16 protein-coding genes are annotated in these 20169 nt (G+C 66.6%); 8 read left to right on the top strand and 8 right to left on the bottom strand.

Annotation, left to right across the window (positions count from 1 at the left end; all coding sequences use genetic code 11):
- Positions 1 to 41 precede the first annotated feature (41 nt).
- Both recG and S58_RS18680 read left to right on the top strand, forming a co-directional pair.
- The gene (gene recG / locus S58_RS18685; RefSeq protein ID WP_015666919.1) at positions 42 to 2144 is read left to right on the top strand and encodes an ATP-dependent DNA helicase RecG; all 2103 of its coding nucleotides are present in this window, start codon (positions 42 to 44) and stop codon (positions 2142 to 2144) included.
- A 302-nt stretch (positions 2145 to 2446) separates the two neighbouring features.
- Entirely contained in the window at positions 2447 to 2821 is a 375-nt protein-coding gene (locus S58_RS18680; RefSeq protein ID WP_015666918.1) for a bleomycin resistance protein, read from the top strand.
- A gap of 100 nt (positions 2822 to 2921) precedes the next feature.
- Here the strand turns inward: S58_RS18680 and S58_RS18675 are convergent, their stop codons facing one another.
- Both S58_RS18675 and S58_RS18670 read right to left on the bottom strand, forming a co-directional pair.
- Entirely contained in the window at positions 2922 to 3776 is an 855-nt protein-coding gene (locus S58_RS18675) for an NAD(P)-dependent oxidoreductase (protein ID WP_015666917.1), read from the bottom strand.
- A gap of 153 nt (positions 3777 to 3929) precedes the next feature.
- Positions 3930 to 5810, bottom strand: coding sequence for an autotransporter domain-containing protein (locus tag S58_RS18670; protein WP_015666916.1), 1881 nt, complete (start codon positions 5808 to 5810; stop codon positions 3930 to 3932).
- Between the two features lie 275 nt (positions 5811 to 6085).
- Here S58_RS18670 and S58_RS18665 point away from each other — a divergent pair, with 275 nt between their 5' ends.
- Positions 6086 to 6460, top strand: coding sequence for a VOC family protein (locus S58_RS18665; RefSeq protein WP_015666915.1), 375 nt, complete (start codon positions 6086 to 6088; stop codon positions 6458 to 6460).
- Between the two features lie 95 nt (positions 6461 to 6555).
- Here the strand turns inward: S58_RS18665 and S58_RS18660 are convergent, their stop codons facing one another.
- From S58_RS18660 to glmS, 3 genes are all read right to left on the bottom strand, one after another.
- The gene (locus S58_RS18660; protein ID WP_015666914.1) at positions 6556 to 7353 is read right to left on the bottom strand and encodes a DUF502 domain-containing protein; all 798 of its coding nucleotides are present in this window, start codon (positions 7351 to 7353) and stop codon (positions 6556 to 6558) included.
- Positions 7354 to 7522: 169 nt separating this feature from the next.
- Positions 7523 to 8137, bottom strand: coding sequence for a LysE family translocator (locus S58_RS18655; protein ID WP_015666913.1), 615 nt, complete (start codon positions 8135 to 8137; stop codon positions 7523 to 7525).
- 245 nt (positions 8138 to 8382) lie between these two features.
- Complete coding sequence (gene glmS, locus S58_RS18650) at positions 8383 to 10209, bottom strand: glutamine--fructose-6-phosphate transaminase (isomerizing) (RefSeq protein WP_015666912.1); 1827 nt, start codon at positions 10207 to 10209, stop codon at positions 8383 to 8385.
- 229 nt (positions 10210 to 10438) lie between these two features.
- On the opposite strand from glmS, the gene S58_RS18645 reads away from it, so the two are divergent.
- A complete protein-coding gene (locus S58_RS18645) occupies positions 10439 to 10666 on the top strand; it encodes a hypothetical protein (protein ID WP_015666911.1) in 228 nt (75 codons plus the stop codon).
- A gap of 10 nt (positions 10667 to 10676) precedes the next feature.
- Here the strand turns inward: S58_RS18645 and S58_RS18640 are convergent, their stop codons facing one another.
- Positions 10677 to 10865, bottom strand: coding sequence for a hypothetical protein (locus tag S58_RS18640; protein WP_015666910.1), 189 nt, complete (start codon positions 10863 to 10865; stop codon positions 10677 to 10679).
- A gap of 22 nt (positions 10866 to 10887) precedes the next feature.
- Complete coding sequence (glmU, locus tag S58_RS18635; RefSeq protein WP_015666909.1) at positions 10888 to 12234, bottom strand: bifunctional UDP-N-acetylglucosamine diphosphorylase/glucosamine-1-phosphate N-acetyltransferase GlmU; 1347 nt, start codon at positions 12232 to 12234, stop codon at positions 10888 to 10890.
- 137 nt (positions 12235 to 12371) lie between these two features.
- On the opposite strand from glmU, the gene S58_RS18630 reads away from it, so the two are divergent.
- Both S58_RS18630 and S58_RS18625 read left to right on the top strand, forming a co-directional pair.
- Positions 12372 to 13772, top strand: coding sequence for a hypothetical protein (locus tag S58_RS18630; protein WP_015666908.1), 1401 nt, complete (start codon positions 12372 to 12374; stop codon positions 13770 to 13772).
- Between the two features lie 106 nt (positions 13773 to 13878).
- The gene (locus tag S58_RS18625; protein WP_015666907.1) at positions 13879 to 14259 is read left to right on the top strand and encodes a hypothetical protein; all 381 of its coding nucleotides are present in this window, start codon (positions 13879 to 13881) and stop codon (positions 14257 to 14259) included.
- On the opposite strand, the gene S58_RS18620 is transcribed toward S58_RS18625, so the two are convergent.
- The gene (locus tag S58_RS18620) at positions 14219 to 15775 is read right to left on the bottom strand and encodes a glycoside hydrolase family 17 protein (protein WP_015666906.1); all 1557 of its coding nucleotides are present in this window, start codon (positions 15773 to 15775) and stop codon (positions 14219 to 14221) included. The two genes, S58_RS18625 and S58_RS18620, sit on opposite strands and share 41 nt — an antisense overlap.
- Before the next feature lie 412 nt (positions 15776 to 16187).
- Here S58_RS18620 and S58_RS18615 point away from each other — a divergent pair, with 412 nt between their 5' ends.
- Together S58_RS18615 and S58_RS18610 are read left to right on the top strand one after the other, a co-directional pair.
- Positions 16188 to 16766, top strand: a complete 579-nt coding sequence (locus S58_RS18615; protein WP_042339857.1) for a hypothetical protein — start codon at positions 16188 to 16190, stop codon at positions 16764 to 16766.
- 336 nt (positions 16767 to 17102) lie between these two features.
- Positions 17103 to 19808 (top strand): glycosyltransferase, encoded by a 2706-nt coding sequence (locus S58_RS18610; RefSeq protein ID WP_015666904.1) that lies wholly within the window; start codon positions 17103 to 17105, stop codon positions 19806 to 19808.
- The last annotated feature ends 361 nt before the right edge of the window (positions 19809 to 20169 follow it).

Genomic DNA, 20169 nt, shown 5'->3' with positions numbered 1-20169 from the left:
ACGGCTATTCCGGCCCTCAAACCGCTTTAAGTGTTCAATCCATGCGCCCTAGCGTCCTCAATCCCCTGTTCGCGCCGGTCACCACCCTCTCCGGGGTCGGGCCGAAGCAGGACAAGCTGCTGCGCTATCTGCTCAGCTGCAGCGAGACGCCGCGTCTGGTCGACCTGCTGCTGCATCTGCCGGCCAGCGTGATCGACCGCCGCAACCGGCCCAAGGTGCGCGACGTCGAGGTCGGAACCGTCGTGACGCTGGAGGTGACGGTCGATCGCCACCGCCCGTCGCGCAATGCGCGTGCGCCCTATCTGGTTTACGCCAGCGACGAGACCGGCGACGTCGTGCTGACCTTCTTCCGACCCAAGGGCGACTACATCGAGAAGATCCTGCCGGTGGGCGCCAAGCGCTACGTCTCCGGCACCGTCCAGATGTATGACGGCATCCCGCAGATCGTGCACCCCCACCCGATCCTGGACGAAGCGGCCTTTGCCAAGCTGTCAGGGATCGACCCGGTCTATCCGCTGACCGAAGGCCTCGCGCTGGGCTCGCTGCGGCGGGCGATCGCGGCGGCGCTGACCAAGCTGCCGGAGATTCCGGAATGGATCAGCCCGGAGGTGCTCAGCCGCTGCAACTTCCCGTCCTTGAGGGAGGCGCTGACGCGGGTGCATGTGCCGCAGGAGCTGACGGACATCCTCCCCGAGAACCGGTTCTGGTCGCGGCTCGCTTTCGACGAATTGCTCGCCGGCCAATTGGCCCTGGCGCTGGTCCGGGCGCAATTGCGCCGGCCCGCGGGCAACCGCCATGCCGGCGACGGCCATCTGCGCCGCAAGGTCATCGATGCCCTGCCCTATGCGCTGACGAACTCACAGGCCCAGGCGATCGAAGCGATAGCCGCCGATCTCGAAAAGCCGGTCCGCATGCTGCGGCTGCTGCAGGGCGATGTCGGCTCGGGCAAGACGGTGGTGGCGCTGCTGGCGGCGGCTGCCGTCGCCGAGGCCGGCAAGCAGGCCGCGCTGATGGCGCCGACCGAGATCTTGGCGCGCCAGCATGCCAAGACCATCACGCCGCTCGCCGAGCGCGCCGGGATGAGCGTGGCCATTCTCACGGGGCGCGAGAAGGGCAAGGAGCGCCGCGACATCCTGGCTCGTCTGGAAGCTGGCGAGATCGACGTCCTCATCGGCACCCACGCGCTGATCCAGGACGACGTCGTGTTCAAATCGCTCGCGCTCGCCATCGTCGACGAGCAGCATCGCTTCGGCGTGCGCGAGCGGCTGGCGCTGACCTCGAAGGGCGACGCCGTCGACGTGCTGGTGCTCTCCGCGACGCCGATCCCGCGCACGCTGGTCCTGACGTATTTTGGCGACATGGACATTTCCGAGCTGCGTGAAAAGCCGGCCGGCCGCCAGCCGATCGACACGCGTGCGGTGGCCGATACGAGGCTCGGCGAGGTCATCGACGCCGTCGGCCGTGCGCTCGATGCCGGCAAGCTGGTGTACTGGATCTGCCCCCTGGTCGAGGAATCCGAGGCCGAGGGCATCGATCATCTCACCAACGCCACCGATCGCTTCGAGAGCCTGCGTGAGCGCTTCGGCGAACGTGTCGGGCTAGTCCATGGCAAGATGAAAGGCAGTGAGAAGGACGACGTCATGGGCCGGTTCGCGGCTCATGAGCTGCGGCTGCTGGTGGCCACCACCGTCGTCGAGGTGGGCGTCGACGTGCCGGCAGCGAGCATCATGGTGATCGAGAATGCCGAGCGCTTCGGCTTGGCGCAGCTGCACCAGCTGCGCGGCCGCATCGGCCGCGGCTCGGAGGCCTCGACCTGCATCCTGCTCTATCACGAGCCGCTCGGGCAGATGTCGAAGGCGCGGCTCGCAGTGATCCGCGAGACCACCGACGGCTTTCGCATCGCCGAGGAGGATCTCAAGCTGCGCGGCGAAGGCGACGTGCTCGGCATCCGCCAGAGCGGCCTGCCAGGCTACCGCATCGCCCGCCCCGAGGTGCATGCCCAGCTGATCACCCAGGCCCGCGACGAGGCGCTGCGGATCCTAAAAGAGGATCCCAAGCTGAAGGGCCCCCGGAGCGATGCCTTGCGCTGCCTGCTCTATCTCTACGAACGCGACGAGGCGATCCCGCTGCTGACGGCGGGGTGAGCATAAGCGGGGTCCGGATCGGCATGGCCGGCAGCGCACGACCCTTCGGAGGAGTCGCATCGGCGTCGCGATGAAGACGTTTGGTCGCTCACGCCCTCATGGTCAACAGCTTCGCAGGCACGGATCGGCAGCCTCGCGGCAGGAAGCGCCCGAGCTTTCGCGATCGCACTGGCCGATTGCGGCAGCTCGTCCCCTGATCGCTTGCACCCGGACTGCAGCTCGCACGAGAGAGGCCAGGCCAAAGGCACACATCTCTGCTAATCTCTGCGGCAAAGCGGCTCAAGCGGAAGCGGGAGGCCCGGATGGAAGATCAACCGACGCTGGTAGGGGTTGCAACCGTGTTTGTCGTCAGCAACATGGCCGACAGCATCGGCCATTACCGCGATGCGCTCGGCTTCGCCGTCACCTTCGAATATGGCAACCCGATATCCTATGCGTGCTTGTGCCGTGACGACGTTGCCTTGCACCTCCTCGCGGCTCAGAACACCAAGCGGCTGCCGGGCCACGGCGGCATCTGCGTCTTCGTCAAGGACGTCGACCGCGTATATGCCGAGCTGGTGTCGCGCGGCGCCAACGTGATCCAGGCGCCGCAGAACTACGACTACGGCATGCGCGACTTTGACGTTGTCGATCTCGACGGCAATCAACTGACATTCGGGACCGGGTCGTCCGCCTGAACGAATCAAGCGCTCCTGAACTCGACGGATGATGCTGTCGAACTCCGCTGAACCGCAACTCGGCCAGCTTCACCTGCGATAGCGCGTCGAAAACCCGGCGTCACTTCTTCGCCCTGCAGCGCTCGGCGAACGCCACGATCTGCGCTGCCTCGGTGCCCTGCCCCTGCACATCGGCCGCGAGGTGCTCGAACAGCCGCGCGAACCCCTCATAGATCATCGCCGCCGGATGCTCCGGCCCCAGGAAGCCGGCGATCTCGCGCATTTCGGCGACCCAGCGATAGGCCTTGGGCAGCATGTCCGGCAGCGCATTGCCGAGCCGCGCGTGGATATGCGGCGCGCTCGACGCGAGCTCATCGCGCAGCGCGTCCGCCGCGCCGGCGCGCGTCGCCGCCAATACCATCGCGGCGCCGAGCCCGGTCAATCCCTTGTTGATGCCGGCATAGGACATCTTCAGCGCCGAGGCCGCGCCGATCGGGCCTTCGATCAGGCGCAGATCGAGGCCGAGCTGGCCCAGCACCGCGACGTCGGCGGCGGCTTCGCCGCTGACATGGAAGGCGGGGCCGGACGTTCCAGGCTTCGGCGGCAGGCCGATGATGGCGGCGTCGACCAGGCGCGCGCCTGACGACAGCACGATGTCCGCGATCCTCCTGATGGTCTCGACGTTGACGGCGTTGCAGTCGACGATGACCGGCTTCTTGGTGTTGCGGTTGATCACCGTCGCGAGCTGCTCGGCCAGCGCCAACGCCTCGCCGGGCGGCACGATCGACAGGATGATGTCGGCGCCGGCGATCTCGGCATCGCTCGCGGCCGTCATGCCGGCCGCGGCCGCCCGCGTCCGCGTCGCCGCGCTACGTCCGTCGAGCGAGGTCAGCACCTTGCAGCCGTGTTCGACGAGGCGGGCAGCGACCGCGCTGCCCATGGCGCCGGGCGCGATGACGGCAATGCTGGGGGGCATGATGATGGACTCCGATTCGGACAGCAGCCTCGGAGACTACGCGCGCCCCGGCAAAACTGAAGACACGAAAAGCGAGGGGCAGCCCTTCCGGACTGCCCCCGCCTTGCCGCCGCAGCAACGCCGCCCCCGGAACGTCTGCTGCCCCGGCCGACCTCAGAACGAGATCTTCAGCCCCCCACTGCCGAAGAAGTCGTCGCCTCCGGTCCGCCCGATGGTGCGCGAGACGTTCGCCGTCAGCGCCACATTGCTCCAGAACGGCGCCACGACGCCCGCGCTGATCCGTCCATAGACGTCATGCGAGGTGCCGTTCGGGACGCTCCAATTGTTGACGATGACCGGCGCCGACGTCGCGCTGTACTGGATCAGGCGGCCATTGCCGATGATGTCGTCATCGAGTGTCAGGTTCAGGTACGGGTTGATGGTGGCGCCCTGCACCTGGAACGGCGTCCGCAGTTGCACGCCGATGCTGCCGATCAGGGTCTCGGCGGTCTGCGAGCCGACCGTGAGCGTGAGCGCGGGATCGCCGGCCTCGGTGAAACCGTCGACGCGAGCCCGCGCATAGGTCAGCCCGCCGATCGGCCCGAGCTTGGCCGTGCCGGCATCGAACAGATAGCCGGCCTTGCCCGCCGCAACGAAGGTCGTGCCGCCGGGATTCGAGGTGATGATATCGACGATCCCGGGACGCGTGTTGCGATAGTCCTGATGGCCGATCGTGGCGAGGCCTTGGGCAAACAGGTTGCTGTTGGCCCAGGCGCCGTAGAGGCCGATCTGATAGGAGTTGGCATCCGTGGTACCGGTGTTGTTGAACAGCCGCGCCCGCGGATTGGAGTAGTCGAACGCGGTGCCGATCATGGCGTTCGCCGACAGCCGGTACTCGACGCCGATCGTGCCGCCGATACTGTCGAGATTGAAGCCGTTCGCGGCGGCATTGCCCTGGCGGTCGCTGAGGCCGCCATTGCCCTGCATGTAGAACGACCACGGGCTGACCGGCGCCAGCGGCGGGGCCTTGCCATAAGGCGCCTTGGTCACGGCGGCGAACGAGTTCATGGTCGATGGCGCGAAGCCTGTGGTCTCCCGGAACAGGTCGAGTTTGCCGAACAGCGTCGAGGCGAACCCCATCGCCGTGATCGAGGCCACCTCGCCTTGCGGCGCGATGGTCAGCGGCGCATTGAGACGGTTGACGATGTACTGGCCCAGCACCTCGAAGCCGTGCGAGGTCAGATGGACGCCGTCGACATAGAACAGGTATTGGTTCTGCAGCGCCGGATTGCCGATGCAGGCCACCGGACAGGCGCCGACATTGGTGAAGCCATAGCGCGACGGATTGGCCTGGATCAGCGTGCCGACCAGCCCGGTGTCGACATATTCGACGCGCACGCCGGAGCGCGCCACGACGGCAAGCGACGATTGCATCAGGCTGTTGTAGGTCGTGCTGTAGGCCTTGCCCGCCGGAGCATTGGCGTTGCCAACCGCCTCCGGCAAGGTGCTGACGTCGCCGGCGGTGAACACGATGGTACGTGCGCCATCTCCGACCAGCGCGTTGATGCCAGCCATCGCCTGCTGCGCGGTGACGGCTGCAGCGACCGGCGCGCCGGCGAGCGAGCCGCCGGCGCGGTAATAGGCCCGAGCGTCGTTGCCGCCGACCGAGATCTCGACCAGATCGGTCGACGAGATCTTGCCGGAGAATCCCGTCAGTCCGCTCCACTCCTGGAAGAAGCCGGGAATGCCGGGCGCGACCACGTTGGTGTTGCCTGCCTGGGCACCACCAATCGCATAGTTGAGCTGCGGAATGCCGAGCAGCGTCGAGGTGGTGTCGACGAAATTGGTGCCGCCGCTGAAGCGTCCCGTGGGATAGAGCGGCAGCTTGCCGGCGCCACCGGTGAAGGTCCAGAGATTGCCCGTGTCGGCGTAGCTGTCGCCGAAGGCCTGGATGCGCGTGTAGGTCGTTTGGGCCGATGCGGGCCCTGTCAGCTGCAGCCACACTCCCGACAGCGCGACCGCGCACAACAACGTCGTCTGATTCACAGGCCTCATACGCGCCTCCCCAACGCCTTACTTTTGTTTGCCCGATGTTTCCACGGTGACTGATTGAAACACCACCGCCTGTCGGTTGTAGAAACGACGACGACAATGGCTGTGCCTTTCACGCATCATCATGCAGCGCAAAGCGGCCGCCAGGCGCACGCTGGCCCGCTCGCCGCACATGAGGCGGAGCGCTCGGCGACGAACGATGCTGACAGGATCTGGCAGGAGGCTCGGTTAGTCCTACGGCGAAGCGCCGCTGCCGGCGCCCTTACCGGAGACCGACGATGCCCGAGTTCAGCTTCCTGATCCTCTATGTCGACAACCCGCCGACTAGTGCGGCGTTCTACGCAGACCTGCTTGGCCGCCCGGTGATCGAGCAGTCACCGACCTTCGCGATGTTGCCGCTGCGCGAGGGTGTCATGCTGGGCCTGTGGTCGCGGCACACGGTGGAGCCGGCCGCAAGCGGTGCAGCAGGCTTCAGCGAGGTCGCGTTCACGGTCACCGATGCCGCGGAGGTCGAGCGCATTCACGACGACTGGAAGGCCCGCGGCCTGACCATCCTTCAGGCGCCGACGCGGATGGATTTCGGCACGACCTTCGTCGCCCGCGATCCCGACGGACATCGCCTGCGCGTGTTCGTGCCGCAGGATGCAGGCTAGCCGGCCATTTGCCGAGGTGACATCACAGCGATGCTGTCATTCCCGGTTCGAGGCCTGCGGCCTCGCCTCGCAACGAGCGTGGTCGCGACGGAGCATCAGTCGACCTTGGCGGGCTCCGGCTCCAGGCTTGGGGACGGTTGCGCCTGGGAGTTCGCAAGGCGTGCGGTGTTGGCCATGTTGGCCAGCGCCGCGACCTTCTTCTGCTGATCGGATCCCGGCTGCACCACACCGCAGGACATGATCAAGGTCGCCGCATCCTCGGCGCTCATGTCGACTTCGATGATCTTGCTCTTCGGCAAATAGAAGAAGAAGCCGGTGGTCGGGTTCGGGGCGCAGGGCAGGAACACGGAGATCTGCTCGTCGTCGCCGGGCAGCCGGCTCGCGACCTCCGTGCTCGGCGGCTGCGAGATCAGCACGATCGACCACATGCCGGGCGACGGAAACTCGACCAGGCCGACGCGGCGCAGGCTGGAGCCCTTGCCCGAGAACAGCGTCTCGAACACCTGCTTGAGGCCGCGATAGATCGCGCGCACCGCCGGGATGCGGCCGAGCAGCCGCTCGCCGAGGTCGACCAGGGTGCGGCCGATCAGGTTGGCCGTCAGGAAGCCCAGCAGCGTGAGCCCGACGACGGCCACGATGAGCCCGGAGCCAGGCACGCCGAACGGAAGATAGGTCTCAGGCCGGTAGGCCAACGGCACGAACGGACGCACCAGCCCGTCCACCCAGGTGACGAACCACCAGGTGATGTACAGGGTAATCGCGACGGGGCCGGCGACCACGAGGCCCGTCAGGAAATAGTTGCGGAATCGAAACATCAACCCATGGTGGGGCGTTTCGACCGGCGGTTCGGTCAAGGAATCGGTCTCAGGCGGCACGTCGTCGCGGGAACTCATGCGGACTTCCAGGTCGGATCAGATCTCAGCTAAGGGTCTTAGCAGATTTTTGAAGGGCAAAAGCCCACTTTCCGACACAGCCGCGCGCTTTGCCGCGGCCTGTGGCCGGCCGTCGGCACCTGGGCGGGGCCGTGGCCGCCGCGAGAAGGTCCCTCAGACGTCCTCTGGACTATGCGCTCCGCAGCGGCAGGGCAAGACCGATCGCCACGAAGATGCCGCCACAGGCCTGGTTGAAGCGTCGCCCCACCCGCGCCAGCCACGGACGAACACGGGCGGCGGCGCTGGCGATGGCGCATTCGGTGACGAACTCGGTGACCGTGTAAGTGATGGCCACGACGGCGAACTGAACCGCCAGACTGCGATGCACGTCGATGAATTGCGGCAACAGCGCACTGAAGAAGAGCAGGCATTTGGGATTGGTCGCGGCGGTCAGGAAGCCCTGGCGAAACAGCTGATGGCCGCTGGCGGTCGTGCCTTCGCCGCCGATGTCGACCGCCACCGGCGGCGAGCGCCACAGCTTGATGCCGAGCCAGGCGAGATACAGCCCGCCGACCCACTTCAGAACCACGAGCCACGTGATCGACGCCTGGACCAGCGCACCGATGCCGAACATGCACAGGGCGATCAGCAGGACGAAGCCGATCAGGCCGCCTGCGATCGTGAACAGCGTCTTGCGTCCACCGTGCAGCGCGCCGTGAGTCAGGGCGAGCAGGCCGTTGGGCCCGGGAGTCAGCGAGATCCCGATGCTCGTGATGAAGAACAGCAGCCAGGTGTCGAGTGCCATCCGAATCCCCTGTCGATCAGTTGCGCGACAGTACAGGCAAACTCGGCCGTCGTCCCGGGTGTGGTTTGGGAGCCGCCAGAACTGCCAGCCATGAAGCGCGGTGGTTATGAATCCCGGCGTTCGCCGGGATGACAGCGAATGTGCAGAGGGCCGTGTCGCAATTCATGCCCACGTGGTTCTCGAGGCGATGCGAGAGCATCGTCTGGCCGCGCCGCGAGCGGCATCGCCTGCGATGCCGCTCGCATCTACTCCACAGTGACCGATTTGGCGAGATTGCGCGGCTGGTCGACGTCGGTCCCCATCACCACGGCCGTGTGATAGGCCAGCAGCTGGACCGGGATGGCGTAGACGATCGGCGTGAACGTCGCGGCCATGTCCGGCATGATGATCGTGACCAGGGACTCCACGGTGGCCTCCTCGGCCCCCTTGGCGTCCGTCATCAGGATGATGTTGCCGCCGCGCGCGGCGACCTCCTGCATGTTCGAGACCGTCTTCTCGAACACGCGATCATACGGCGCGATGACGACGACGGGCATGGTCTCGTCGATCAGTGCGATCGGGCCGTGCTTGAGCTCGCCGGCGGCATAGCCCTCGGCATGGATGTAGGAAATCTCCTTCAGCTTCAGCGCGCCCTCCAGCGCCAGCGGATAGGAGGTGCCCCGGCCGAGATAGAGCACGTCCTTCGACTTGGCGATCTCACGCGCGAGCTTCTCGATCTGCGGTTCTGTCGTCAGTGCCGCCGCGATCAGGCGCGGCACTTCGACCAGGCCGTGCACCAGCTTGGCTTCGTCGGCCTCGGACAATTCGCCACGGCCGCGGCCGGCGGCGATCGCGAGCGCCGCCAGCACCATCAGCTGGCAGGTGAAGGCCTTGGTCGAGGCAACGCCGATCTCGGGACCGGCGAGCGTCGGCATCACGATCTCGCTCTCGCGCGCGATCGTCGAGGTCGGCACGTTGACGACCGAGAGCGTGTGCGCGCCTTGCGACTTCGCGTAGCGCAGCGCAGCCAGGGTGTCGGCAGTCTCACCGGACTGCGAGATGAAGATGGCGAGATCGCCCTTGCGCAACGGCGCCTCGCGGTAGCGGAACTCCGAGGCGACGTCGAGCTCGACCGGCACGCGCGCGAAGCGCTCGAACCAGTATTTGGCGACGAAGCCGGCATAGCTCGCAGTGCCGCAGGCGGTGATCGAGATGCGCTGGATGTCGTTGAAGTCGAACGGCAGCCGCGCCGGCAGCATCACGCGCTCGGTGCCCATGTCGACATAGCGCGCCAAGGTGTGGCCGACGACCTCCGGCTGCTCGTGGATCTCCTTGGCCATGAAGTGGCGATAGTTGGCCTTGTCGACCAGGAACGACGAGGCGCCGGATTTCAGCACGTCCCGCTTCACCACCGCGCCCGACACGTCATGGATCACGCCGGAGCCGCGGGTGATCTCGACCCAGTCGCCATCATCGAGATAGCTGATCGTATCCGTGAACGGCGCCAGCGCGATCGCGTCCGAGCCAAGGAACATTTCGCCGTCGCCATAGCCCATCGCCAGCGGCGAGCCCTTGCGGGCGCCGATCAAGAGGTCGCCATGCCCCTTGAACAGAAACGCCAGCGCGAACGCGCCCTTCAATTGCGGCAGGGACGCAGCGACCGCCTGCTGCGGCGTATGGCCTTTCAGCAGATAGGAATTGACGAGATGAACGACGGTCTCGGTGTCGGTCTCGGACGCGAACCTGGCGCCCTGCTTCTCGAGCTCCGCGCGCAGCTCACGGAAATTCTCGATGATGCCGTTGTGCACGACCGCGACATTATCAGTTGCGTGCGGATGCGCGTTGCTCTCGGTCGGCTTGCCGTGGGTGGCCCAGCGCGTGTGGCCGATGCCGGCGTGTCCGCTCAAGGGCTGCTGTGCGAGCCGCTTCTCCAGGTTCTTGAGCTTGCCCTCGGCGCGCCGCCGATCCAGGTGATCGCCTTCGAGCGTCGCGACACCAGCGGAATCATAGCCGCGATATTCGAGACGCTTCAGGGAATCGACAAGTTGCTCGGCAACCGGCCCGCGTCCCAGGATCCCGATGATTCCGCACATCAGCGCTGTTCCCCAAAATCGTCGAGAGAGATTCAAATGCGTGGCAGTGTCTTAACGAAAACCGCGCGCTTTCAGGATTCAATAATTATTGCGGATTGCGACAGGGTTAAGTGGAAGGCTTAACCGCATCGACAGGCAGGCAGCTCCGGTTCGATACGGAGGTCGGTTCGGAGCGAACTTAACGTCCGGTCAACGCTTTCGCACAAGACTGTCGCGTCGGAGATGACCCATGGCCTATTACCGCCGTCCAACCGATCCCAAAGGAACCAGTTCGCTCAGCCTGTCGCATCCGGCGTCCGGGAGCCATCTGGCGCATTGGCCGCCACCGACCCTCAGTCATGAGCTCAAGCCGTTGCCGATCAAGCACCGCGGCAACGAGCAGGCCAAGCACGCCCCCCGCCGCGGCTGGCGCCTGACGCGCGCGATGTTCGCCGAGTTCCAGGACGACGAAGACTGAGCCAGCGCGCCTATAGAAAGACCCAAGAGGCGATCGCGCCGATCAGGGCCCATACGCCGAGTCCGGTCAGCAACATGATCTCCACAGGCGGCGTCATACCGAGCCTGGCGTAAACGACGCGCCCCGAAAACGTGCCCAGCCGCACGATCGCAGCCAGAATCGCACCGACGAGATCGAACAGCAGTTGACCGAAATCCAAGCTGCTCTGCTCCGGCTCGCGGCTATTTTTTGTGGCGTGACTTTGCGTTCCTGAAGCGCGCAGCCGCGCCTTCGCGCGTGGTCTGCGGGCTGCGCTCGAGCGCCAGCGCATCGTCGGGCACGTCGCGCGTGATCACGGAGCCAGAACCGATATAGGCGCGCGCGCCGATGTTGATCGGCGCGACCAGCGAGGTGTTGGTGCCGATGAAGGCGCCCTCGCCGATCGTCGTCTTGTGCTTGTTGAAGCCATCATAGTTGCAGGTGATCGTGCCCGCGCCGATGTTGGAATTGGCGCCGACATGGGCGTCGCCGATGTAGGACAGGTGGTTGACCTTGACGCCCGCCTCCAGCACCGCGGCCTTGGCCTCGACGAAATTGCCGATCTTGGCGCCGTCGCCGAGCGACGTGCCCGGCCTGAGCCGCGCGAACGGGCCCAGCAGGCTGTTGCGGCCGAGCTTGGACTGCACGATGTGCGAGAAGGAATGCACGATTGCGCCGTCGCCGATCGAGACGCCGGGGCCGATCACGACGAACGGCTCGATCGTGACGTCCCTGCCGAACGTGGTGTCGGCGGCGAGATAGACGGTCTCCGGCGCGATCAGCGTCACCCCGGCATCCATCGCTGCGCGGCGCAGCCGGTTCTGCATCACGGCTTCGGCTTGCGCGAGCTGCGCCTTGGTGTTGATGCCGCGCACCTCGTCCTCGGACGTCTCGATCACGACTGCCTCGAGCCCCTGCTCGCGCGCAATCGACACGGCGTCGACGAGATAGAATTCGCCCTTGCTGTTGGCGTTGCCGATCTTGTCGAGGATCGCGAGCGCGCGACGGCCGTCCATCGCCATCACGCCAGCATTGCACAGCGTGATCGCCCGCTCCGCCTCCGACGCATCGGCCTGCTCGCGGATCGCCACCAGCTTCGATCCATCCAGCAGCAGCCGTCCATAGCCGGTCGGATCCGCGGCACGGAAGCCGAGCACGGCGAGCGCTGCGCCCCTGGCCAACGGTGCCCGCAGCCGCGCAAACGTCTCGGCCGTGATCAACGGCGTGTCGCCGAACACGACCAGCAGATCGTCCGCGCCACGCGCGATCGCCTGACGCGCGGCGAGCACGGCATGCGCCGTCCCCAGCCGCTCGCGCTGGACGAAAATGTCCGCATCGGGACGCAGGCGCCTGGCCTCTTTCTCGACCGCGGCGTGCTCCGGCCCGATCACGATCGCAATGCTGGACCCAGCCCCCTTCGGGGCCGCTGCCAGCACGTGCGCGAGCAATGATTCGCCGGCGATGGGATGCAGCACCTTCGGCACGCTGGTGCGCATCCGCGTGCCCTCGCCCGCCGCAAGCACGATGGTCAGACTGGATCGAGCGGTCATCAAACATCCTGAAACAACGGAGCGGCACACGTCGGCGCTGTCATAAATCGTTTTCTGGCCGGGGCAAACTGTGCCGGCTGAAACCCATGCTGGTTTTCCTGTTAATGTTCGCTTCGTGATTCGATTAAGGCAGGTTCATGGCTAAGGACTCCCACAAATCAGCCGGCGCGCATGGAGCGGAGAAGACGGGCGCGACACTGTCCGGACTGTTTGCCGACGAGAACGAGCTCGATCGCCGCGCGATGTGGCGGCTCGGCTGGTGGGGGGTGGGCGCCGTCGGCGCGGTCGGACTGGCGGTTTTCGCCAGCCAGGCGGCGCAGGGATGGCGAAAGGACCGTATTTCCGCCGCCGACCTGTCACGCCAGGCGCAACTGCTGCAGTCACTGGCCCGGGACACGCAGGGCGAGGCACGGCAGCTCGGCGCCGCGATCGAGACCCTCAACACCGATCGCGATCGGCTCTATGCCCGCGTGACCGTTCTCGAGCAGGGACTGGAATCGGTCACCGGCGCGCTTGCCAAGCAGAGCAGCCAGGCCGCCGCGAATCCGGCCGCCGGCAGCAGGGCGGTACCTCCGCAGATCGCGTCGGTCGATTCGCAGGCGGCGGTCGCGGCGGCACCGAATCCCGCCACGCCGAGCGCTGCCGCGCCGAGTCCTGCGACGCCAAGTCCCTTGCCCGCCTTCGCCAACCTGTCGCCGTTCATGCCCGCACCGGGCGCAGCGCCTGGAACCAGTGTCGGCCAGCCGGGCGCGACCGCGACTCCGGCGGCGAGCGCGGACAAGGCCAGGCCGGAAGCGTCCAAGAGCTCGCCTACGACGATCTCCTCCGGCGGGTCGCCATTGCCGTCCGCTGCGGCCTCCTCTCCGACGCCGTCAGCCTCCCCCGCGCCCGCAGCATCCGCCGGGGGTTCCAAGCCGGCCATGGAAGCCGCCGCGAAGCCGGCCGAGGCCGACAGGCTCGCCAAGGCCGACCCCGCAGACACGGCGGGCGCCAGGCCGGCCGAGAGCACCGAGGCCGCCGCCACGGCGGTGCAGAGGACCGAGTTCGCCGTCGATCTCGGCGGAGCCAATTCCATCGGCGGCCTGCGGGCGCTGTGGCGAGGCCTGGTGAAGACCAATACCGACCTCGCCTCGCTCCGGCCGATCATCATGCTGAAGGAGGGCCGGAACGGCCCGGGCATGCAGTTGCGATTGGGCGCCGGCCCGCTGACCGATGCGGCGGCGGCCGCCAGGATCTGCGCGGTCATGGCCGAGACCCAGCACACCTGTGAGACCACCGTGTATGACGGCCAGCGCCTGGCGGTCGGCGAAGAACCCGAGGCAACCGAGACGGCCAAACCCGCCGCTCCTGCCGCCGCGGCCCAGAAGCCGTTCCCGACGCAGCGCCGGCGCAGCTTTCAGCCGCAGGCCCAGCAGCAGCGTCACGGCAAACGTGAGGAGCCGCCGGCCGCGGCTCCCCCCGCTCCGCCCCCGGCCGCCGAGGCGCCCAAGCCCGAGCCGCAGCCGTCGGCCCTGTCGTCGTTCTTCCGCCGCTCCTGAGCCGAATCATCCCGTTCCGAAAGACGGTTGCCGCGGATTGTGAAAGCAGTCCGCGAACGCGCTTGGCGGCTTGTCCGAAGGCGCTTTCCGCAGCATAGTCCCGCGCATGAAAAAGATCCCGTTCCGCCTCTCGCCCTATCAGGTGCAATGGCTCCTGATCGTCGGCTTCGTCACCGTCGGCTATGCGCTTTATCTGCGCTATCTCGCGATCGAGCTGTCGAGCGTCGCGCTAACCTGCGATGCCGGCCTGCAGACGCTGGCCTGCAAGAGCCGGGCGGTCGCGACCACGCTGTTCAAGAATTCGGTGTTCGGGGCGACGGCGCTGGTGATCGCGGTGCTGCACGTGATGCGGCCGTCGATCGTGCTGTTGACCGGCGGGCTGATCGCCGCCGGCGTCGGCATCGTGCTCTACAACGTGGTGCTGTCGGGCCTGGCGATCGGCCTGCTCATCCTCGGCTTTGCACGGCCCGCGCCCGCCACAGCGTGAACGCCAGCACCAGGTACATCGCGCAGGTCCACATCGCCTGCCAATTGTCGCGGCCCTCGTTGTAGATGACGAAGACCGAGGAGATCGCGAGCAGGCCGGCAAAGCTGGCCTCGGCGATCGGGCGCGCGCCCTGCGCCGGACGGTTGCCGAGCAGGATCGCGAACGGCACCACGGCCATGGTCAGGCTCGCGAACGGGAAATCGCGGTAGCGCGGGTCGAACACGAAGCCGAGCGCCGTCTCCGCCGCGATCAGCACCGTCACGACCAGGACCAGACCCAGCACATAGGTGATCTTCAGCTGCTTGCGGCCGTCATTCGGGCCGAGCAGGTCGAGGAAGGTCGGCAGCGGCCGACCGGCCATCGCCGCGTTGGCAGCCAGGATCGGCGCCAGCACGCCGGCGGCGAGCAATCCGCCCCATTGCAGCCAGCCGCCGATGCCGAGGCTCTCGTAGAACATCTTGTCCGCGGCCATGCCGAACAGCACGCCGGCGGTGGTCGCCGAAATCCCGACCCCGATCCAGGCGGAAAGATGCGGCGGCCAGGGCCGGCGCCGCACCGTCAGCCAGCCGGCCAGGAACACGACGAAGGACAGGATCATGCCGCCGCCCATCTGCAGCTTCCACAGCGGATAGTTGCTGACGGGCTCGCCCGGCGGATATTTCAACGCCCGCTGGTCGTCGCTGATCAGGCCCCAATAGCCACCGACGGTGCCCTCGAGCTTGCGCTTCCAGGGCTGATCATAGGCCTCGATCAGGTTGACGCGGAAATTCTCGCGCTTGGCGAGGCCGAGGATCTCCGACACCACCCGCGCCTGGTTGGCGCGCGACGGCAGCGCGCCCTCGCGCATCCGGCCCTCGCTCGGCCAGCCGGTCTCGCCGATCAGGATCTCCTTGCCGGGAAACGCCACGCCGACCTGCTGGCGGATGGTATCGACATGCGAGGCCGCGAACTTGGCGCGCACCGGGATATCTTCCCAATAAGGCAGGATGTGCACGGTGACGAAATCGACGATGTCGTAGAGCTCGCGGTTGCGCAGCCAGAACTCCCAGACGTCGGCATAGGTCACGGGAACCTGGACCTGCGCCTTGACGCTGCGGATGGTCGCGGCGAGATCGGCGGTGGTCATCTCGCCGCGCAGCAGCACCTCGTTGCCGACCACGACGGCCGTGATCACGTTCGGATAGCGCTTGATCAGGTCGACCGCGATGCCGATCTGCTGCTGGTTCTTGAGCTTGTTGGAGCCGAGCCAGATGCCCTGGATCACCTTGATGCCAACGCGGGAGGCGATTCCCGGCACCTGGTCGAGACCGTTCTCGATCGAATAGGTGCGGACGCATTCGCTGATCCTGGCGAGCTGCACCAGGTCCTGCTCGATCTGCTCGGCGTCGATATGGGTGGTCGGATCCAGCGGGCTCTGCTGCCCGCGGAACGGCGCGTAGGAGACGCACTGGACCTTGGAATCGAGCTCGATCGGCGCGCGCGCGAGCGTGATCGGCTTGGCCAGCCACCACCACATGGCACCAATGATACCCAGGGATATGAGCAGAAGCGCCAGCGGCGTACGAAGGGATTTCAGTTCCGTATCTCCAGGCAGGGTGGTGTCGATTACCCGGTCGGCGGCGATCTGCCAAGTAGGCGATGTCAGGGCACCGGCCGCGGCCCGCCCGGTCCGAAGCCCGCTTTTACGATGACGCGAGAAAGTTGGGGCATTGCTGGACAAAATCCGAGATTCCGGTCATTGGGAATCTCCGGTTGACCCGGCCATCGCCCTCCGGCTTCGGGCGTCGTTCAGGCGCCCGTTAGGAACGCCATTTTAGGAACGGCATGCGACAGTCGGAATCAACATCCCGCCGCAATCGGGGCTGATTTGATCGGCATCAACACTGCGTCCGTCAGGGGACAGCATGAAGGCAACAATCGGGGAATTTATGGGTCGACGCGTGCTCCAGTCCAAGTTTTCGGTTTTGCGCCTCCTTGCGTTTCTGGCCCTCGTGGGCCTCATCGGCGTGCCCGGCGCCCTCGCCCAGAGCGGCAACGACCATCCCCAGGACCAAAAGCCGCAGGCCAACCCGGCCGACGTGTCGCGGGAAAACCAGCGCAAGGCCGACGAGTTCACGGAGGCCGCCCAGGCGCTCAGCGGCGGGCCGGCCGGCAACCCCGAATGCGTCTGGCTCGGCCGCCGCGTGGTCCAGCTGATGTACAATGACGACCTCGACACCGCCTTCCGCCATCTCGATCTCTATGACCGCTTCGGCTGCCCCGGTGGCCACGTCCAGGCCGCCTTCCGCTGCCTGACGCGGTTCATTCCGCAGATCGACCCGAAGGTGCCGAACTCGCTGAACAACCACGTTCACGCCTGCTGGATGAATCCGGACGCCAAGCCGCAGGTTGCAGCCGCGCCTGCGCCGGCCGCAGCCCCGGCAGGATCGACGCCGCCGGCCTCGCCCGCGCCGACGCAGCAGCCCGCGCCCCAGGCGTCGCCCTCCCCTCAGGCACCGGCGAAGTAGCCGGCGCAGGGGGCAGCACGGACGCGGTCACGGCGGATAGCCCGTGCGTGGCGTCCGGCATGACAGCGCTCTCATCGCGTGGCAGGATGGATCGAGTGTTCGCCGTCAGGTCGACCTCGCCCGGTTCAGGTGCTGTTCATGATGCTGAGGCTTTGCTGGGACAGCAGATGATAGCGCAGCCTTTGGTGGCGATATCATGCGTACGGCAGCGTTCTTCGTTCGCCGTCGAACGTCCCGCGTGAACCTGCTCCCGGCAGCATTGCAGATCCGATATGGAACGGCCATGGACCGCTCCGTTTCGCCGCTCATTCGATCCTAGGAATGGTTGTCCCTCCCATGCGTGCCGTCGTTGCCGTTCTGCTCCTGGTCACCGCTGTGCACGCCGGCCTCTGGGCGCTGCTCGAGGAGAAGCAGCAGGCCCCCGACTTCTCTGGCCTGCTGCAGAGCGTCTCCTACGATCCGCACGAAGGGACCGGGGCGCCCGACGCCAGCACCGTTGCCTCGCCGGAACGAATTCGCGCCGACATGAGGACGCTGTCGCGGCTGACGCGCGCGATCCGACTCTACTCCTCGACCGGTGGCATGGAGATCGTGCCGCCGCTGGCCGCCGAGGCGGGCCTCAAGGTGACGCTGGGCGTCTGGATCGACAAGGACCCCGACCGCAACGAGCGCGAGATCCAGGCGGCCATCAACCTCGCCCGCCGCAACAGCAACGTCATCGGCATCGTGGTCGGCAACGAGACCATCCTCACGGCGACCCAGAAGGTCGATGAGCTGATCGAGAAGATCAAGCGGGTCAAGAAATCGGTCAACGTGCCCGTGACCACCGGCGACGTCTGGAACACCTGGCGCGACAACCCCGAGCTCGCGGCCAATGTCGACTTCATTGCCGCGCACGTACTGCCCTACTGGGAATTCTTCACCGACGAGCAGGCCGTCGACCAGGCGGTGGATCGCTACCGGCTTCTGAAAGATCAGTTCAGGGGCAAGCGCATCATGATCGCCGAGTTCGGCTGGCCGAGCCAGGGCTACAGCCGCAGCGAAGGCGGCCGCGGCCCCGCCGTGCCGGGCCCGTTCCGGCAGGCCAAGGTCATCCGCAATTTCCTCGCCCAGGCCGCCTCGATCGGCATGGAATACAACATCGTCGAGGCGATCGATCAGCCCTGGAAGTATTTCGAGGGCGGCGTCGGCCCGTATTGGGGCGTCCTCAACGCCTCGCGCGAGGCCAAATTCGCCTGGACCGGCCCGATCGTGAATCCCGACTACTGGAAGCTCGCGACAACAGCCCTTCTCGTCGGCGTGCTGCTGTCGCTGCCGATCGTGCGGCTGCGTCAGCCGACCGTGCTGCAGGCGATGGTGCTGGCGATCACGGCGCATGGCGTCGGCGCCTGGGTCTCCAACGTCTTCGCCTATTGGAACGTGCATTATTTCGTCTGGGGCTCGACCTTCGCGCTGAGCCTCGGCCTGACCTTGCTGGTGCCGCTGATCCTGATCGCAATGGCGCGCATCGAGGAGATCGCCGCGATCGCCTTCGGCCACGAGCCGCGGCGGCTTCTCACCCGCGACAAGGTCGCGCAAGAGCGCGCGGCGGCGCCGGAGGGCTATTGCCCAAAAGTCTCGATCCACGTGCCGGCCTATTTCGAGCCGGTCGAGATGATGAAGCAGACGCTCGATGCGCTGGCGCGGCTCGACTACCCGAACTACGAGGTCGTCTGCATCATCAACAACACGCCCGATCCGGCGTTCTGGCAGCCGATCCAGGATCACTGCCGCATGCTCGGCGAACGCTTCAAGTTCATCAACGCCGAGAAGGTCAAGGGCTTCAAGGCCGGCGCCTTGCGCATCGCGATGGAGCGCACCGCCGTCGACGCCGAGATCATCGGCATCATCGACGCCGACTATGTCGTGACGCCGGACTGGCTCTCCGACCTCGTGCCCGCCTTCGCCGATCCCACGGTCGGCCTGGTGCAGGCGCCGCAGGAGCATCGCGACGAGCACCTGTCGCTGATGCACTACATCATGAACGGCGAGTACGCCGGCTTCTTCGACATCGGCATGGTCCAGCGCAACGAGGAGAACGCGATCATCGTGCACGGCACGATGTGCCTGATCCGCCGCGCGGCGATGGACATGGCCGGCGGCTGGTCGAGCGACACGATCTGCGAGGACACCGACCTCGGCCTCGCCATCCAGGAGCTGGGCTGGCAGACCCACTACACCGCCACCCGCTACGGCTCGGGCCTGCTGCCCGACACCTACGAGGCGTTCAAGAAGCAGCGCCATCGCTGGGCCTATGGCGGCTTCCAGATCGTCAAGAAGCACTGGCAGCGCTTTCTGCCGGGCCGCAGCCGGCTGACCTCCGACCAGAAGCGCGAATTCTCGCTCGGCTGGCTCAACTGGCTCGGCGCCGAGAGCCTCGGCGTCGTCGTCGCGATCCTCAACCTGATCTGGGTGCCGATCGTGGCGTTCGCCGGCATCGCCATCCCCGACAAGATCCTGACCATCCCGATCATCGCCGCCTTCGTGGTGTCGCTCGCCCACTTCCTGATCCTCTACCGGCTCCGCGTCGCGGTGAGGCCCTGGCAGATGCTCGGCGCGATGGTCGCCGCGATGTCCGTGCAATGGACGGTCAGCCGCGCCGTGGCGCAGGGCCTGATCACCGAGCACCTTGCGTTTGCCCGGACGTCCAAGGGCGGTCTCTCTCGGATGTCGATCGAGTTCCAGGCGTTCTGGGAGGCCGTCATCGGCGCCCTGCTCCTGATCGGCGCCACCATCCTGATCACGACCAACCATCTGGCGATCACGGAGCTCTACATCTTCGCCGCCGTCCTGATCCTGGAGAGCCTGCCGTTCCTCTCCGCGGTCGCGATCGCGCTGCTGGAAATGTCCCGCATCAATTCCTTCGAATTCTGGCGCTACACCACCGTCCGCACCGCCGAGCTGATCGGCCTCCGCCCGGTCTGGGTGCCGGAGCTGGCGGGCCCGGGCATGCAGCCGGCCCCGCTGAGCGCGGCAGCGACGAAGGTGGCGGAGAAGGTCTGAGGTCCGGGGGCGCAGGCTGACGGCGGTGCCTGCGGCCATCCTTCGAGACGCCCGCCTCCGGCGGGCTCCTCAGGATGAGGGCGGAGCGTGCGGCACGAGAGATCTGCGCCGAGTTCCGAGACTTTACCAACGAACCAATCGCCCTCACGACAGGCCAAACTCACCACCCCTCATGGTGAGCAGCGTCGCCCACAGGCGGCGCGTTCAGGCGATGCTCTCGCATCGCCTTGAGAACCACGAGGCCCGGCTGGGGCGGCATACTCCCGCCCGCCCCTGTGGTTTCACCCGCCCGCCCTATTGACCCGAACGGACCCACCCCCTACACAGCCCGCACGACAGCATGCGGCCCACGGGTCAGGGG

Origin of the sequence: Bradyrhizobium oligotrophicum S58, from assembly GCF_000344805.1 — a bacterium.
GTDB lineage: Bacteria > Pseudomonadota > Alphaproteobacteria > Rhizobiales > Xanthobacteraceae > Bradyrhizobium > Bradyrhizobium oligotrophicum.
This window is presented reverse-complemented; position numbering and strand designations above follow the sequence as displayed.